Raw genomic sequence first — 16,165 nt, forward strand, 5'->3', positions numbered from 1 at the left:
AGTTAATAAAATTAACTGAGCTTGTTACTACCTTTAGTTTAATTTTAAAGCAATTGGTTACAAGGAACTAATTGCAACCAATTGTGACAGAGTATGTCAAAAGTAACAACTCAATTATTATGGGTGAATGGATAAAGTTTCAAGTAAGGTTTTATAAATATTTAATTTAGGGGTTTTTTCTGTGTAGGGGGTAATACCTAATAGCGGAAACGGTAAAGTATTTTTAAGGGTCTGTAAATTAGCCTCTTGTTCTTGCATGGTGGGGTCAACATGATTTGCTATCCACCCTACACAGTTTACGCCCGACGCTTTAAAATGAGCGGCAGTCAATAAAGCATGATTTAAACAACCCAGTTTCATGCCTACAACCAAAATAACATTGAGGTTTTGCTGTTTAACCCAATCAGATAACAAGTCAGTTTCGTTAATGGGTAAGCACCAACCACCGGCCCCTTCTGTCAGAATATAATCAGTATTGAGTGCTTTCACATTCTCATACGCGCTATCTAGTTTCTCAAAGGTGAGTCTATCGCCAACTTTCGCTGCGGCAATGTGCGGAGCAATTGGTGGCTCATAAGTAAACGGATTCACAATTGTGTACTTAGCACCAACAGACGAGCTTTCCATTAAGGTTAGCGCATCTTCATTTACCAACTCACCAAAAGCCATCTCAGCCCCTGCTGCAATGGGTTTGTAACCAACCGCTCGTTGTTTATGTTGTGCTAGCAGCTTTAATAATAAACTGGTGACATGGGTTTTACCGGCATCGGTGTCCGTGCCAGTGATAAAAAATTCTTTCATTGTTTTTCTAATTCTAAAAGTACGACGTGATAACTCACTCTAGCATGCCCATCAACCAGAGGATATGCCTTGCACACGTTATTCAATGCTTGCTTTGTTAAAAGACCCTGACGCTTTTTACTACTGTGTAATGACGTAGCGCCAATGGCCTTGATTGAACGTATTGCCTCAAGTGGGCTTTTATAAGCGTCGGTATAACAGGTATCTACTGCAAAATTCACCTTAAATCCAGCAGCCTTCGCATACTGTGTGACATTGTCGGATGAGTGAAATTGATTAATACGAGATTGGTCATCTAAACAGGCAAAAGCCTGTTTAATTTCGTGTAATGAGCCTGCAATAACACAACTTAAATACACCCGACCATTATCTTTAAGCACGGCAAACAGCTGTTTGAAAAGTAAGGGTAAATCTGCCGACCATTGCACGGCAAAATTACTGAATACGCAATCAACACTGTTTTTTTGCAGTGGCAAATTATCCATATCGGCACACAGCTTTAAATATTCACGGCTTTTATCGGTGTTTAACATGGCGTGGCTTAAGTCCATCGCCACTACCGTTGCAAAATATTGTTGCAATAGGGCTGTATTAACCAGCGGTCCTGCACCTAAATCGAGGCAAACGCCCTGTTGGTTTTTATTCGCAAGCAGTTTGATTAAATGCGCTGCTGCTTGCTTTTGAACGTTAGCATGGCTGTTGTAATGCGCAGCCGCTTTCGAAAACTGACTCGCTGTGGACAGCTTGTGATCTTTAACGCCGTGAGCAGTACTGTGTGCTAATTGGCTCATAAGCACTCCACTAACGTATCTACCAACGTGTTTATATCATCGAGCTGATGGGCACTGCTAAGTGTGACTCTTAATCGCGATGTATTAAAAGGTACGGTTGGTGGACGAATGGCTGTTAACCAAATTCCACGCTGTTTTAGCTTATTCGCCACATCAATCGTTTGTGCGGCATCGCCGAGTACCAATGGTTGTATTGCTGTATCTGAATCCATAAGCGCTAAGTTTTTCGCTTTTGCTAATGTTTTAAAATACGCAATATTTTTAAAAAGCTGCATACGTTTATTATCAGCGGCCAGTATTTTTTCTAGTTGTACACGCGTACTACTTGCCATCACAGGCGACATGGCTGTTGAATAGATATAATCACGGTTAAATTGCAGCATGTAATCAATAACCGATTTACTCGCCAGCAAGCATGCACCACTGCTAGCGAGGGCTTTACCAAATGTAATGATCAATAAATCGGGTTTGTGCACTTCACAGCTACCAAGCCCGTGCTTACCTAACACACCAAACCCATGGGCGTCATCAATCATTAGCCAGGCATTATAGTTATGCGCAAGTTCGCACAGCTGTGCAACAGGTGCTTTATCACCATCCATCGAAAACACGCCTTCACTCACAATGAGTTTATGTTTAGCTTTCGATTTTTGTAAGCGTGACTCTAAGTGCTTTAAATCATTATGATTAAACCGCACCATCGCCGCTTGAGAATGGAGACCGCCATCAATCAAACTAGCATGATTGAGTTTATCTTGAAAAATTGCGGCAGATTGCGCCACAGCTTTATCGTGAAACAAGGCTTTTAACACACTGCTATTTGCACTAAAGCCACTGTTGAAAAGCATGGCACTTTCATAACCCAGTAACTCACATAGGCGCTGCTCAAGAGCCTGTTGCGGTTTATTATAGCCATTTACTAATGCTGAACTGTGACTGCCTAGTGGCAGCTCACTCACTGTAACGAGTTCATCAGCGAAGCCTAAATAATCATTGCTGGCAAAATTTAAGTACTGTTTTCCTGCAATACGAATAAAGCGTCCGTTTGACTCTTCGACCAGTTGGCGCTGCCTAAGTAAAGCATCTTCTTTACGCGCTTGAAGATGCTGTGCAATAAATTCAAAAGGCATAACGTGTTTAAGCTTCGTAAAATAGTTCTGATGTTGCTTTGTCGGCCACTTTTGAAGAAAGTGACGCTGCGACGGCTTCATCTGAATAATCTTCACGTTTTTCAGGGTTCATACCCAGCTTTTTAATCAGCATCATATCGGCATCCGCTTCTGGGTTTTCTGTTGTGAGTAGCTTATCACCATAAAAAATAGAATTAGCGCCCGCAAAGAAACACATCGATTGCATTTGCTCGTTCATCGCAGTACGCCCTGCCGATAAACGTACATAACTTTTTGGCATCATAATACGTGCCACAGCGATGGTGCGAATAAATTCAAAATGATCGAGGTCATCGACATCTTCCAGTGGCGTGCCTTTTACTTTTACCAGCATATTGATAGGCACACTCTCTGGTTGCTGATCTAAGTTTGCAAGTTGCATCAATAAACCATAACGGTCTGCGGCTTGTTCACCCATGCCAACAATACCGCCAGAACATACTTTCATGCCTGCATCGCGTACGTTGTCTATTGTATTTAAACGGTCTTGATAAGTACGGGTGGTAATAATCTGTTGGTAATATTCTGGTGAGGTGTCTAGGTTATGATTGTAATAATCAAGTCCTGCTTCTTTTAAGGCGTGCGCTTTTTGATTATCGAGCATGCCTAAAGTCATACATGTTTCAAGGCCTAATTCTTTTACTTCTTGCACCATTTTTTCGATGTAAGGCATGTCACGATCTTTAGGATCTGACCACGCAGCGCCCATACAAAAACGCGTAGCCCCTTTTTCTTTTGCGGCACGCGCTTGCTCAACAACTTTTTCTACTTCCATAAGGCGCTCACGCTCAAGATCTGTTTTATAATGTCCTGATTGTGGGCAGTATTTACAGTCTTCTGGGCATGCACCCGTTTTAATAGAAAGTAGCGTTGAAATTTGAACTTCATTAGGATTGAAATTTTCGCGGTGAACACTGGCCGCTTTAAACAGTAAATCGTTAAATGGCATATCAAATAATGCTTTTACTTGTTGGTGGGTCCAATCGTGACGGACAATTGCGTGCTCCATAATCTTCTCTTTTTAAATTTATTAGGACGGTCTGATTGGCTTAGTCTACGTCTTGACGTAACATTGTCAACGAAACCAAGCAGAGCAAAGTTTACATATGCACAATAAACAAACAATTGATTTAGATTTTGATCGTGAACATATTTGGCACCCTTATACGTCCATGACCACCCCGCTTCCCGTTTACCCTGTAAGCCATGCAAAAGCGAACCGCATTTTTTTAGAAACAGGCGAAGCACTCATTGACGGTATGGCATCGTGGTGGAGTGCGATTCACGGTTATTGTCATCCTGTACTAAACGAAGCCATTACCAAACAGTTAGGTAAAATGAGCCATGTTATGTTTGGTGGTTTAACCCATAAACCTGCGGTTGAACTTGCCAAAAAGCTCGTTGAGATCACACCATCAACATTAGATAAAGTGTTTTTAGCAGACAGCGGCTCTGTAAGTGTCGAAGTAGCTATCAAAATGGCATTGCAGTATTGGTTAAGCCAAGGTATTAAAACTAAACAAAAATTAATGACCCCGCTTAAGGGATATCATGGTGATACCTTCGCGGCAATGAGCGTATGCGATCCGGTTAACTCTATGCACAGTATGTACTCTGGGTTTCTCCCTGAGCATGTGTTTGTACCTGCCCCCGTCTCCCGCTTTAATGAAACCTTTGATATACATGAAGCAGAAACACTCGAGGTTTACTTTAAAGAGCATCATCAAGACGTCGCCGCTTTTATTATTGAACCTATAGTACAAAACGCAGGGGGGATGAACTTTTACCACCCTGAGTATCTTCGCCATATAAGAGCTCTTTGCGATAAGTACAATGTACTGCTTATATGTGATGAAATTGCCACTGGGTTTGGCCGTACTGGCAAACTTTTTGCCGTTGAACATGCCGACATTGAGCCCGATATCATGTGTATTGGCAAAGCACTCACCGGAGGGATGATGACGTTATCAGCCACATTAACGACATCAAAGGTGGCCGTTGGCATAAGTGAAGGCGAAGCCGGTGTACTTATGCATGGCCCCACATTCATGGGGAATCCACTGGCCTGTGAAACAGCCTGTGCAAGTATTGATTTATTACTAGAGCAGCCTTGGCAAGAGCAAATTGTGCATATTAATGAGGTGCTTACTGAGCAGCTAAGCAAATGTAAGCAACATGCCAATGTGGTGGATGTACGGACACTTGGTGCAATTGGTGTGGTAGAGCTAAACCGCCGTGTTGATGTGGCTAAAATACAACAGTTTTTTGTAGAAAAAGGGGTTTGGATCCGCCCATTTGGAAAACTTATCTACTTAATGCCGCCGTACATTAGCAGCGAAACTTGCTTAGAAAAATTGTGTGGCGCGATTGATGACGCCATTAGCCAAAATATGTTCTAGACACAAAAAAGGAAGCGTATGCTTCCTTTTACCATTCAAACATATAAGCCATTTTGCTTATCATTCTTAGCGGCACTTTGTGCTCACAGCGTTTAGCATATAAATGCTGAAGTGACTTGTCTTTGATTTCACCTACAATCACTTCTTTAACCTGATAACCTAACGCCGAAGCAGCTTGGGCATAGGCAATAAATTCCCATTTTTTTATATTAGTGTTATCTACAATCACCAAGGGGATTTCTTCAGCTAAGGCATTAATAAATCGCGCTAAGTTTAAATTATGATATTCAGGGAGCTTAAATTTATCGAATTGATAGACACCTTCGCTGTTATAAAAATAATCATCGGTTGCGCACACAACATAATCACTTTCATTACCAGCCACCAATTCATCGGCAAGGCTTTGCGCATAATATGATTTACCTGAGCCGGGTAAGCCGCGAAGAATAAAAACTTGTTTCATAGCACCTGTAATACAAATAAGTTAAAAACAATAAGAAACGATTTCTTGTTTAGGATTGATAATAATGCCACAAAATAACCAATTAGCGCAGCGAGAATTTAAATAATCGTCATTTTAACGCAAAATATTGATGCTATTTTATCCAATTGAAGAAAAACTGCTAAAGAGTGTGCCGGAATAGTTTTTTTATTTGATTTACGAAGGTAAGATAGTCGATTCAAGTGCAATGCACAGCATTATAATATTAGGCAACTTATATCATTGGAGTGAAGATGAGCCATTTAGCGATTTCAGAGCTATTAAAAGGCAAGGTTGCGGTAGACAGCCAAGTAACAGTAAAAGGCTGGATCCGTACACGCCGCGATTCAAAAGCAGGAATTTCATTTTTAGCCGTTCATGACGGTTCGTGTTTTGATCCTATTCAAGCGGTAGTACCTAATTCACTTAATAATTATGATGAAGTTACACGTTTAACGGCGGGTTGTTCTGTTTCTGTAACAGGTGTGCTTGTGCAATCTGCTGGCCAGGGTCAGTCGTTTGAAATTCAAGCAAACACGGTTGAAGTATTAGGCTGGGTAGAAAACCCAGACACCTACCCTATGTCAGCTAAACGTCATAGTATTGAATACCTTCGCGAGCATGCGCACCTACGCCCACGTACTAACATTATGGGTGCAGTAACACGTGTTCGTAACTGTTTAGCACAAGCTATTCACCGTTTTTATCATGAGCAAGGTTTTTACTGGATCAGTACGCCTATCATTACAGCAAGTGACTGTGAAGGTGCCGGTGAAATGTTCCGTGTATCAACACTTGATATGCAAAATCTACCACGCACAGATAAAGGCGATATCGATTACAGTGAAGACTTCTTTGGTAAAGAAGCATTCTTAACTGTATCTGGTCAGTTGAACGGTGAGACGTATGCGTCTGCTATGTCTAAAATCTATACCTTTGGCCCTACTTTCCGTGCTGAGAACTCAAACACATCGCGTCACTTAGCCGAATTTTGGATGGTAGAACCTGAAGTTGCGTTTGCTGATTTAGAAGACATCGCAAAACTTGCTGAAAATATGCTTAAGTATGTCTTTAATGCCGTATTAACTGAGCGCCGTGACGACATGGAGTTTTTCGCACAACGTGTTGAGAAAACGGCCATTTCACGTTTAGAAGAGTTTGTAACCAAAGACTTTGCACAAGTTGATTACACTGACGCTATCGAAATTTTAAAAGCCTGTGGTAAACAGTTTGAATTCCCTGTTGAGTGGGGTGTAGATTTACAATCTGAGCACGAGCGTTACTTAGCAGAAGAACATTTTAATGCGCCTGTTGTTATTAAAAACTACCCACGCGATATTAAAGCCTTCTACATGCGTCAAAACGAAGATGGCAAAACAGTAGCAGCAATGGATGTTGTTGCGCCTGGTATCGGCGAAATCATTGGTGGTTCACAGCGTGAAGAACGTTTAGACGTACTTGACCAACGCTTAGAAGAAATGGGCTTAGATAAAGAAGACTACAGCTGGTATCGTGACCTACGTAAATACGGCACAGTACCACATTCTGGTTTTGGCCTAGGCTTTGAGCGTTTAGTCGCTTATGTAACGGGTATGGGTAACGTACGTGACGTTATTGCATTCCCACGTACTAAAGGCAGCGCGACTTACTAAGCAAGCTTAAATGTTAGTGTTAAAAACCAGCCAATGAAGTGACCCCATAAAGTTGGACTCATTTTTAAGCGGCTGCCAAGGCCTGATTTCGATACTGTATCGGACTCAGGCCTTTTAGTTTCAGCTTAATACGCTCATTGTTGTAATAGTGGATATATTCTTTGATGTTTTCAATAAGCTCATTCACGTCTTTAAACGTTTCGTTGTGGTACATCTCACTCTTCAATATGCCGAAGAAGTTCTCAGCAACCGCATTATCTAAACAATTTCCTTTTCTAGACATACTTTGTTGCAACCCTTTTTCCTTGAGATGATTTTGATATTGTTTGTTTTGATATTGCCACCCTTGATCTGAGTGTACAACTGGCTTTTCATTTGGCTTCAACCTAGCAGTTGCTGTTTTAAGCATGTCAGTTACCAAAGGGAGTGCAACGGATTTTCTGACTTCGTAACTGATTACCTCTTGGTTGAATAGGTCAATCATAGGCGATAGATATACCTTCTCATTATCCACTTTAAACTCTGTCACATCCGTCACCCATTTTTGATTTGGCTTCTGCGCACTAAACTCGCGGTTAAGCGTATTTTCTGCGATTTTACCCACTTCACCTTTATAGGATTTATAGCGCTTAGGCCTTACTTTTGACTTGAGGCCTAACTCATTCATCAGCCGTTGAACGCGCTTATGATTAACAAGTACCCCCATTGTTCTCAGAGCACTCGTAATTCTGCGATAGCCATATCGTCCTTTATGCGCGTGATAGATATCACGTATTTTTACCAGTAAATCATTGCTTGTACAGGGTTGCTTACAGGTAGTGCGATGATAATAGTAAACACTCTTTGGCAGCCCTGTAGCCTTTAAAAGGTGTCGTAAGCTATGTTTTGCCTTGAACTCTTCGACGACTATCGTCTTGTCTTTGCTTTTTTCTTTCTGGCTTGAGCCAAGGCTTCTAACTTTTTTAGCACATCATTCTCTGCTCGTAAGTATGCTAATTCTTCTCGTAACTCCTCCTCAGTCATTTGCTCTACTGGTTTTGATGAAGAAGAAGAATTATTAGTCATGACTGGCCTACCTTTTATTTGTGGTTTGAGACGTGATATACCATCACGAGCATAAAGCTTTTGCCATTGAAAAAGAATGCCAGGGGACGATAAATCGAAAAAAGCACTGGTATAACCGAGTGACCAACTGTTTGCTGTCATCGTTTTTAACACTTCTACCTTAAATGCTTGAGAATAAGGTTTGTGAACAGACCTGAAGCTTTCAGCGCCATGAATTCGATAAATAGCGGTCCAATATCGGACCTGCCTATCTGTAACATTAAATCTGTTACTTACCGTCGAAGAGCTTTCAGACAAAGCGAGCTCTGCTATTTTGAGCTTAAAAGCTCGATGATGTTTGGACATAAAAAGACCCCCAGTAATTGGAATGTCCAACTTTATGGGGTCACTTCACAATTGGCTGGTTTTTTTATACCTGTAAATACGCAGCCTTCTCAATTAAATCACCAGCATAATAATTACAAAAGCCAATCTATACTCTATAGTCAACGTTAGTGATTTATAAAGGAGCTATTATCAGACATGCTCATACACTCTCTTAAGATATTAACCCTCACCGCTATTTTTACCTTATCGCCCCGCTTGGTTGCCCTTGAAGAACCCATTAATGCGAAACCGATTTTAATCGCAGGATCAACGACCGTTACAGAGCTGCTTGTAGAAATTAAGGACGAGTTACACAATGGCTTTGGCAACTCAATACAAATTAGACCCATGGGCAGTGATAAAGGCATAAAAGCCATTGCCGACAATGTGATTGATATTGGCAGCAGTTCACGATACCTGACAAAGATTGAACAAGAGAAGTGGCCTTATTTAAAGCAAATTGTGATTGCACAAGATGCGCTTGCTTTTTTCATCAATAGTTCATTGAATATCGACAACCTGACCAGTAATGAGCTTAGAAGCATCTACCAAGGTAAAATAAACACGTGGTCTAGCCTGTCATCAAAAACACCAAAATTAAGTAACAAAAATGATGAGATCCTACTTTTTAGTAAAGGGACTCATCACGGCAGTTTTGATGTGTTTTTAGAGTTTCTCGAACTTGATTACATTAAAGACCCCGATACAAACTACATAAGACTAAAAAATGCAGGCAACAGAGGCTTGTTTTCTAACCAGCGAGTGAGCCTATATGACCATTTCAACCAAGCGCTGGGCATTGTTCAACGGATTCCAAACGCGATTGCCTACGACTCTTACGGTGCGATAAGTAAACTCGAAGACGATAGACGCATTAATAAAGTAACACTGTTATCAATTAATAACGTTAAACCTTCCAAAGAAACGATAGAAAATGGTGATTATGAATTTGTAAGACCGTTAATTCTGATAGTTAATACCCAATCGCCCCGCTCTAAGCTGATTGGCGAAAAGCTAGTAATGCTCTTAAAGTCTCCACAAGTCCAAGCCAAAATGAGCAACCAAGGGTATTTAGCAGTGAATTAATAGAGGTGTAACCAATAGAAGACCTCTTATGTCTAAAAAACAACTTGAAGGCGCATAAACTTGTAGGCGAATAAAACAGTCTATTGAGCTCAGTAAAAGTTCGTCTAAACCGTACTAAGGAACAGTTAAAGCCGGTAAAGCTAATCAGAGCAAATAAAGTCCCAAAGCAAGTTTATGTAACATGCCGATTTTCGATAAAGAAAAGTCGCGCGTTAGTTACATTTATAACGCCCTTACTCGTATTCAGACAGAAACGAGTATAAAAAAAGCTGCGCACCTAGAAGGTGAACAGCTTTTAACAACCAGAATCGTTATGTATTACAGTGCGTTTTCAAGCTCGGGTAATACATCAAATAAGTCAGCAACTAAACCATAATCAGCCACTTGGAAAATAGGTGCGTCAGGGTCTTTATTTATTGCAACAATGACTTTTGAGTCTTTCATACCCGCCAAATGCTGAATGGCCCCACTGATACCTACTGCAATGTATAAATCAGGGGCAACAATTTTACCCGTTTGACCTACTTGCATATCATTTGGCACAAAGCCCGCGTCAACTGCAGCACGAGACGCGCCAATTGCCGCACCTAGTTTGTCAGCGATACCGTTTAATAACGCGAAATTTTCACCATTTTGCATACCTCGGCCACCCGAAATAACCACCGGTGCTGCCGTGAGCTCAGGACGCTCTGATTCAGTTTGTTCTTGTGATACAAACTCGCTTAAGCCTACAGACCCTTTACTATCAATCGCTGAGACAGAAACAGGGGCTTGTTCAGCGGCCACATCAAAGCTGCTTGCACGTACAGTGATTACTTTTTTAGTATCGAGTGATTTAACGGTTGCAATTGCATTACCCGCATAAATTGGACGCTTGAACGTGTCAGCATCAATCACATCAATAATTTCTGAGATTTGCGCAACATCTAGTAAGGCCGCAACACGTGGCATAAAGTTTTTGCCCGTTGTCGTAGCACTTGCAACAATGTGTGAATAATTGTCACTAAGAGATAAAACAAGATCAGCCACATTCTCAGCTAATTGGTGAGCGTATGCTGTATCGTCAGCGACTAGTACATTGCTAACACCGGCGATCGACGCTGCCTTTTCGCTCATAGCCGCTAGATTTTCACCAGCTAATAATAAATCAACGTCAAAACCTAATTTAACAGCAGCGGTCATTGTTTTATGTGTTTCAGGCTTTAGAACACCGTTGTCGTGTTCAGCTATCACTAATGTTTTCATTTAGATCACCTTCGCTTCTGTTTTTAACTTTTCAACCAACGTCGCCACATCTTCAACGATAATACCGGCTGAACGTTTTTCAGGTTCATTAACTTCAACAAGCTGAATGCGCGGAGCAAGGTCAACACCTAAGCTATCTGCAGCAATGACCTCCAACGGCTTACGCTTTGCTTTCATAATATTTGGCAACGATGCATAACGCGGCTCGTTTAGGCGTAAATCTGTCGTTACAATGGCAGGTAATTTAAGCGCGACAGTTTGTAAACCACCATCTACTTCACGCGTAACATTCACAGTACCTGATTGCACATCAACTTTAGAGGCAAAAGTACCTTGGCCACGTCCTGTTAAAGCAGCGAGCATTTGACCTGTTTGATTATTGTCTGAATCAATCGATTGTTTGCCTAAAATAACCAGCTCGGGTGACTCTTGCTCAACAATCTTACTTAATAGCTTCGCTACGTGTAGCGACTCTAGTTTTTCTTCAGTTTCGATATGAATCGCTTTATCTGCACCCAGTGCTAATGCTGTACGTAATTGCTCTTGAGATGATTTATTACCAATAGTTACAGCCACAACTTCTGTTGCCGTGCCTGCTTCTTTCAAACGAATAGCTTCTTCAATTGCAATTTCACAAAACGGGTTCATCGCCATTTTTACATTAGCTAAATCAACATCCGATTTATCTGCTTTAACGCGTGCTTTGACGTTATAGTCAATTACTCTTTTAATTGGAACGAGGATTTTCATCGTGACTCCATCAATTGTGTGTTCTTAAAGCTGACGTCTACGTCAACTTATTTATTTTATGATTTCAGACTACTTCCTGTTGACGTAAACGTCAACCTAAAATAACCTTAAAGTATTCACAGCCTGTAACGTTTCATTTGCAAGTATGAAATACGGTTCTTTTAATGCAGGTCCGTCACTGATAAGAGGTTTATATGGTCGAACGCGAAACCATGGAATTTGATGTTGTTATCGTAGGCGCAGGCCCAGCGGGTTTATCAACAGCTATTCGATTGGCACAACAAGCACAAGAAAAACAACAAGAATTAATGATCTGTGTGGTAGAGAAAGGCTCTGAGGTGGGCGCGCATATTTTATCGGGTGCGGTATTCGAGACACGCGCACTTGATGAGCTACTCCCAGATTGGCAATCATTAGGAGCGCCTGTTTCAACAAAAGTGACTCAGGATGACATTTACTGGTTTAATAACAGTGAAAAAGCCACCAGCATCCCCCACTTTGCGAGCCCGAAAACGTTCCACAATGATGGCAACTATATTGTTTCGATGGGCAATGTATGTCGATTTTTAGCTGAACAAGCAGAAAATCTAGGGGTAGAAATTTTCCCCGGATTTAGTGCGCACTCGTTAATTATCGAAGATGACACCGTGAAAGGGATTATTACCGGCGATATGGGTCTTGATAAAGACGGTAATGAAAAAGACGGCTATATGCCGGGCATGGAATTAAGAGCAAAATACACAGTATTTGCTGAAGGTTGCCGTGGTCATTTAGGCAAAGAGCTTATTAATCATTTTGCCCTTGATAAAGATGCATCACCCCAGCACTACGGCTTAGGCTTTAAAGAAATTTGGCACGTTGACGAAAGCAAACATAAACAAGGTACTGTGGTTCATGGTACTGGTTGGCCACTAACGGGTGATACAAGCGGTGGTGCGTTTATGTATCACAGCGAGAACAACCAAGTTGTGGTTGGTTTAATTGTCGACCTTAATTACTCAAACCCGCACCTGAGTCCGTTTGATGAATTTCAACGCATGAAACATCACCCAATCTTTAAAGACGTATTAGAGGGCGGTGAACGTATTGCGTATGGCGCTCGTGCGATAGCAAAAGGCGGCCTGCACTCTTTACCAAAAATGCATTTTCCTGGTGGCTTAATTGTCGGGTGTGATGCCGGCACACTGAATTTTGCTAAAATTAAAGGTAATCACACGGCTATGAAATCAGGCATGGTCGCTGCCGATGTGATTGTTGAGGCGCTTGCTCAAGGCAAAGAAAATAGCGATTTGGCTGAATATGCAACCGCATTTGAGCAAAGTTGGGCCTATAAAGAGCTGTATCAATCACGCAACTTTGGCCCTGTTATGCACAAGTTAGGTAAATTTTTGGGTGGCGCATACAACACACTTGACCAAAATATCTTTGCAGGGAAACTTCCCTTCAAGTTTGAAGACAATACACCTGACTATGCAACACTTGTTGATGCAAGCAGAGCCGAAAAGATTAGTTATCCCAAACCCGATGGCAAACTGAGCTTCGATAAATTATCGTCGGTGTTTTTATCAAATACGAACCATGAAGAATCTCAGCCTTGTCACTTAAAGCTCAAAGACAACAGCATTCCAATTAACGTAAATTTAGTGAAGTTTGACGAACCAGCACAACGTTATTGTCCTGCAGGGGTTTATGAAGTTCAAGAAATCGAAGGCCAAAAAGAGTTTGTGATCAATTCACAAAACTGCGTGCATTGTAAAACCTGCGATATTAAAGATCCAAGTCAAAACATTTGCTGGGTCACGCCTGAAGGTGCGGGTGGACCAAACTACCCTAATATGTAACGCACGTTACTCATTTAATTACTATTTATCCTAAATTGCAGGGGCTTCGGCCCCTTTTTTAGTCTATGCTTAAGATCTGTTTACCTTTGCAGATTAAGATTTGTTCAAACTTGGGACGCTTAAATCACGGCGCGTGGTTTGTAACCTAGTGAGCTAAGTAAAAACCGAGCAACAAAGAGTAAAGCGCCCCTAAGCATAACTCAAAGGGGAGCGCCTGTTTGGTTTTGATGCTGCGTTATCGGCTATTCATGGGGATAACCACACGCTATAGCCGCTGCCTTGACTGAATCGCACACAGACTGCTGCAAATTTAACCTTGAAAGGTAAGCAAACCCTTAGTCGTGTTTAAATTTATAGTGAGTGATATATGCCGTCATCAAGTGTAACTTTTCGTTTTTTAGCTGAGCCTACTGATGTGAACTTTGGAGGTAAAGTACACGGAGGTGTTGTAATGAAATGGATAGACCAAGCAGGCTATGCCTGTGCAGCGGGTTGGAGCGGTCACTACTGTGTCACCGTGTCTGTTGCTGGTGTTAAATTCCAGCGCCCTATTCTTGTCGGACAAATTGTTGAAGTTAAAGCGAGTATTGCGCATACCGGTAAAACAAGTATGCAAATTTTTATTCAAGTGCGTTGCGGCGACCCTAAAACACAAAACTTAGTCGAAACAAATCACTGTGTTATTAGTTTCATAGCAATGGATGAAGCGGGTTACCCTATCGCGGTACCGACCTACACAGCTGAAACTGATGAAGAAAAGAAAATCGAAAACTACGCAATTAAAATGAAAGAGATTGCCATTGAAACAGAAACATTACTGCAAAAAGCGTAGTTAAGTAACTTCTACATAGCTGATTGAAATTGTTGCGCATATGAAACTGAACAGCTGATCACTGATTAATCATAATGCGCAAAAAAAGCCTAAAACAGTGTTAAAACCAATACTTTAAGCGTATAAAATATATTGGCATATTCAGTGCAATAGTTCCTACGACCGATATGAATACATCGTTTATTTATTTTTTAAAGGAGCTATTAAATGATTAAAGTAATTTCAATTTCTGCACTTTCTTTAGCACTACTTGGTTTTAATAATGCTGCCCATGCAGATACTTCCGAAATGGATTCTCCTCGTATTTATACTGGTATTGGTTATGGTCAATACTCTTTCCAATTTGAAGACAGTGAAAACGACACCGATTTCGATGATGATTCACAAATGCTTAAAGGCTACATAGGGACACAGTTCAATAAGTACTTAAGCTTAGAGCTTGCCTATCAAAACTTTGATGAAGCAAGTGACATTGATTCAAAAGTAGAGCTTGATGGTATTTCCCTCGCAGCGAGGCTTGCTGCCCCCATTACTGAGAGCTTTTCAGTGTATGCGAAAGGCGGGTGGCTTGAATGGGATGCCGAAGTGGAACAAGATTTAGGTGATCTTGGCAGCATTAGTGCAGATACAGATGGCGGCGATGTATTTTATGGCGCAGGTATTGAGTATGCTTTTACTACCAATATGCAAGTACGTTTTGAGTATGAGCGTTATGAGCTTGAAGATGATATTGACCCTGATATGGATGTCGCATCGGTCTCTTTTCAGTACATGTTTTAATTTAGACCACTTAGTTTAAATGTTTAAAGGCAGCCCAGACTGCCTTTTTTTGTGTTTGCATGTAAAATGATGGCAGTTTTTCCTAATTACAACGCATTATGAGCGAATATCAATTAACGGCTGTCGGGCATATCCATTCTCCTTATAAACAAAAGTTTGCCATACCACGGCAACCACGTTTAGTACCCGAAGCAAAAGCAAAACTCGTTTTTACAGCTGATTTCAATCGTGAAGAATTTGTGCGTGGCCTCGATGAGTTTAGTCATATTTGGCTGCTATTTAGATTTCATGAAACAGCAGACAAAGGCTATTCAGCTATGGTACGCCCTCCTCGCTTAGGGGGTAACGAGCGTAAAGGTGTATTTGCAACGCGTGCCACGTTTAGACCCAACGCAATCGGTATGAGTGCCGTAAAACTTGAAGGCATTGAATACAAAAATGGTCAGTTGAGCTTATTGTTATCGGGTATTGATTTACTTGATGGCACGCCTATTTTAGACATCAAACCCTATTTACCTTATTCAGATGCAATGCATGAGGCCAGTGCTGGCTTTGCCGACACCCGCCCAGAAACAGATATGAGTGTAGAATTTAGCGAAGAATCGCTTGCTTTTATCGCTAAACAAACCGATTATCCCGAATTAAAAGCCTTTATCAGCAATGTGTTAAAGCAAGACCCACGCCCTGCTTACAAAAAGCAACGTGAATCAACACAAAGCTACGGCATGACATTATATGATTTTAATATTCGTTGGTTTGTTACTGGCGACCATAATACTGTAACCAGCATCGAAAAATGCTAGTTTTTAACACTTAGCGCTTTAGTGTCACCGCTTCCGCTGGTAAACTGAGCGCCTTGTTACTACTCAAATGATTTGAGTAAACGATAATAATTTTAACACTACTT

General features: G+C 41.2%; 16 protein-coding genes. 7 read left to right on the forward strand and 9 right to left on the reverse strand.

Going from position 1 to position 16,165, the window contains the following annotated elements:
* Window positions 1-117: 117 nt before the first annotated feature.
* From bioD to bioB, 4 genes are read right to left on the reverse strand one after another with little or no spacing between them, the layout of a single operon-like run.
* Entirely contained in the window at window positions 118-801 is a 684-nt protein-coding gene (gene bioD / locus H3302_RS08190; protein ID WP_182396381.1) for a dethiobiotin synthase, read from the reverse strand.
* The gene (locus H3302_RS08195) at window positions 798-1,592 is read right to left on the reverse strand and encodes a methyltransferase domain-containing protein (protein WP_182396382.1); all 795 of its coding nucleotides are present in this window, start codon (window positions 1,590-1,592) and stop codon (window positions 798-800) included. The genes bioD and H3302_RS08195 overlap by 4 nt, the downstream gene beginning before the upstream one ends.
* The gene (locus H3302_RS08200; protein ID WP_075593550.1) at window positions 1,589-2,722 is read right to left on the reverse strand and encodes an 8-amino-7-oxononanoate synthase; all 1,134 of its coding nucleotides are present in this window, start codon (window positions 2,720-2,722) and stop codon (window positions 1,589-1,591) included. Before H3302_RS08200 ends, H3302_RS08195 begins: the two co-directional genes overlap by 4 nt.
* Before the next feature lie 7 nt (window positions 2,723-2,729).
* A complete protein-coding gene (bioB, locus tag H3302_RS08205) occupies window positions 2,730-3,770 on the reverse strand; it encodes a biotin synthase BioB (RefSeq protein ID WP_036968319.1) in 1,041 nt (346 codons plus the stop codon).
* A 97-nt stretch (window positions 3,771-3,867) separates the two neighbouring features.
* Here bioB and bioA point away from each other — a divergent pair, with 97 nt between their 5' ends.
* Window positions 3,868-5,160, forward strand: a complete 1,293-nt coding sequence (gene bioA / locus H3302_RS08210) for an adenosylmethionine--8-amino-7-oxononanoate transaminase (protein WP_180310840.1) — start codon at window positions 3,868-3,870, stop codon at window positions 5,158-5,160.
* A gap of 28 nt (window positions 5,161-5,188) precedes the next feature.
* Here the strand turns inward: bioA and H3302_RS08215 are convergent, their stop codons facing one another.
* Window positions 5,189-5,623: an ATP-binding protein gene (locus H3302_RS08215; protein ID WP_182396383.1), complete on the reverse strand. Its 435-nt coding sequence runs from the start codon at window positions 5,621-5,623 to the stop codon at window positions 5,189-5,191.
* Between the two features lie 272 nt (window positions 5,624-5,895).
* Here H3302_RS08215 and asnS point away from each other — a divergent pair, with 272 nt between their 5' ends.
* Window positions 5,896-7,293, forward strand: coding sequence for an asparagine--tRNA ligase (gene asnS, locus H3302_RS08220; protein ID WP_036968310.1), 1,398 nt, complete (start codon window positions 5,896-5,898; stop codon window positions 7,291-7,293).
* Between the two features lie 64 nt (window positions 7,294-7,357).
* Here the strand turns inward: asnS and H3302_RS08225 are convergent, their stop codons facing one another.
* On the reverse strand, window positions 7,358-8,203 hold the full coding sequence (locus H3302_RS08225) for an IS3 family transposase (RefSeq protein ID WP_259369895.1): 846 nt from the start codon (window positions 8,201-8,203) through the stop codon (window positions 7,358-7,360).
* On the reverse strand, window positions 8,200-8,703 hold the full coding sequence (locus H3302_RS08230; protein ID WP_182395458.1) for a transposase: 504 nt from the start codon (window positions 8,701-8,703) through the stop codon (window positions 8,200-8,202). The genes H3302_RS08225 and H3302_RS08230 overlap by 4 nt, the downstream gene beginning before the upstream one ends.
* 177 nt (window positions 8,704-8,880) lie before the next feature.
* Between H3302_RS08230 and H3302_RS08235 the strand changes: the two genes are divergently transcribed.
* Complete coding sequence (locus tag H3302_RS08235) at window positions 8,881-9,810, forward strand: PstS family phosphate ABC transporter substrate-binding protein (protein ID WP_065979950.1); 930 nt, start codon at window positions 8,881-8,883, stop codon at window positions 9,808-9,810.
* Window positions 9,811-10,128: 318 nt separating this feature from the next.
* Here H3302_RS08235 and H3302_RS08240 read toward each other — a convergent pair whose 3' ends face one another.
* Together H3302_RS08240 and H3302_RS08245 are read right to left on the reverse strand one after the other, a co-directional pair.
* Window positions 10,129-11,055, reverse strand: coding sequence for an FAD-binding protein (locus H3302_RS08240; RefSeq protein ID WP_182396384.1), 927 nt, complete (start codon window positions 11,053-11,055; stop codon window positions 10,129-10,131).
* Window positions 11,056-11,805 (reverse strand): electron transfer flavoprotein subunit beta/FixA family protein, encoded by a 750-nt coding sequence (locus H3302_RS08245; protein ID WP_036968304.1) that lies wholly within the window; start codon window positions 11,803-11,805, stop codon window positions 11,056-11,058.
* Between the two features lie 194 nt (window positions 11,806-11,999).
* On the opposite strand from H3302_RS08245, the gene H3302_RS08250 reads away from it, so the two are divergent.
* The 4 genes from H3302_RS08250 to tsaA all read left to right on the forward strand — a co-directional run bounded on the left by H3302_RS08250 (window position 12,000) and on the right by tsaA (window position 16,061).
* Window positions 12,000-13,646, forward strand: a complete 1,647-nt coding sequence (locus H3302_RS08250; RefSeq protein ID WP_036968302.1) for an electron transfer flavoprotein-ubiquinone oxidoreductase — start codon at window positions 12,000-12,002, stop codon at window positions 13,644-13,646.
* 367 nt (window positions 13,647-14,013) lie between these two features.
* On the forward strand, window positions 14,014-14,478 hold the full coding sequence (locus H3302_RS08255; RefSeq protein WP_036968300.1) for an acyl-CoA thioesterase: 465 nt from the start codon (window positions 14,014-14,016) through the stop codon (window positions 14,476-14,478).
* A 207-nt stretch (window positions 14,479-14,685) separates the two neighbouring features.
* Window positions 14,686-15,258, forward strand: a complete 573-nt coding sequence (locus H3302_RS08260; RefSeq protein ID WP_036968298.1) for an outer membrane beta-barrel protein — start codon at window positions 14,686-14,688, stop codon at window positions 15,256-15,258.
* A gap of 98 nt (window positions 15,259-15,356) precedes the next feature.
* On the forward strand, window positions 15,357-16,061 hold the full coding sequence (gene tsaA / locus H3302_RS08265) for a tRNA (N6-threonylcarbamoyladenosine(37)-N6)-methyltransferase TrmO (protein WP_036968295.1): 705 nt from the start codon (window positions 15,357-15,359) through the stop codon (window positions 16,059-16,061).
* Window positions 16,062-16,165: the final 104 nt, after the last annotated feature.

This window comes from Pseudoalteromonas sp. MT33b (assembly GCF_014117385.1).
GTDB classification, from domain to species: domain Bacteria; phylum Pseudomonadota; class Gammaproteobacteria; order Enterobacterales; family Alteromonadaceae; genus Pseudoalteromonas; species Pseudoalteromonas lipolytica.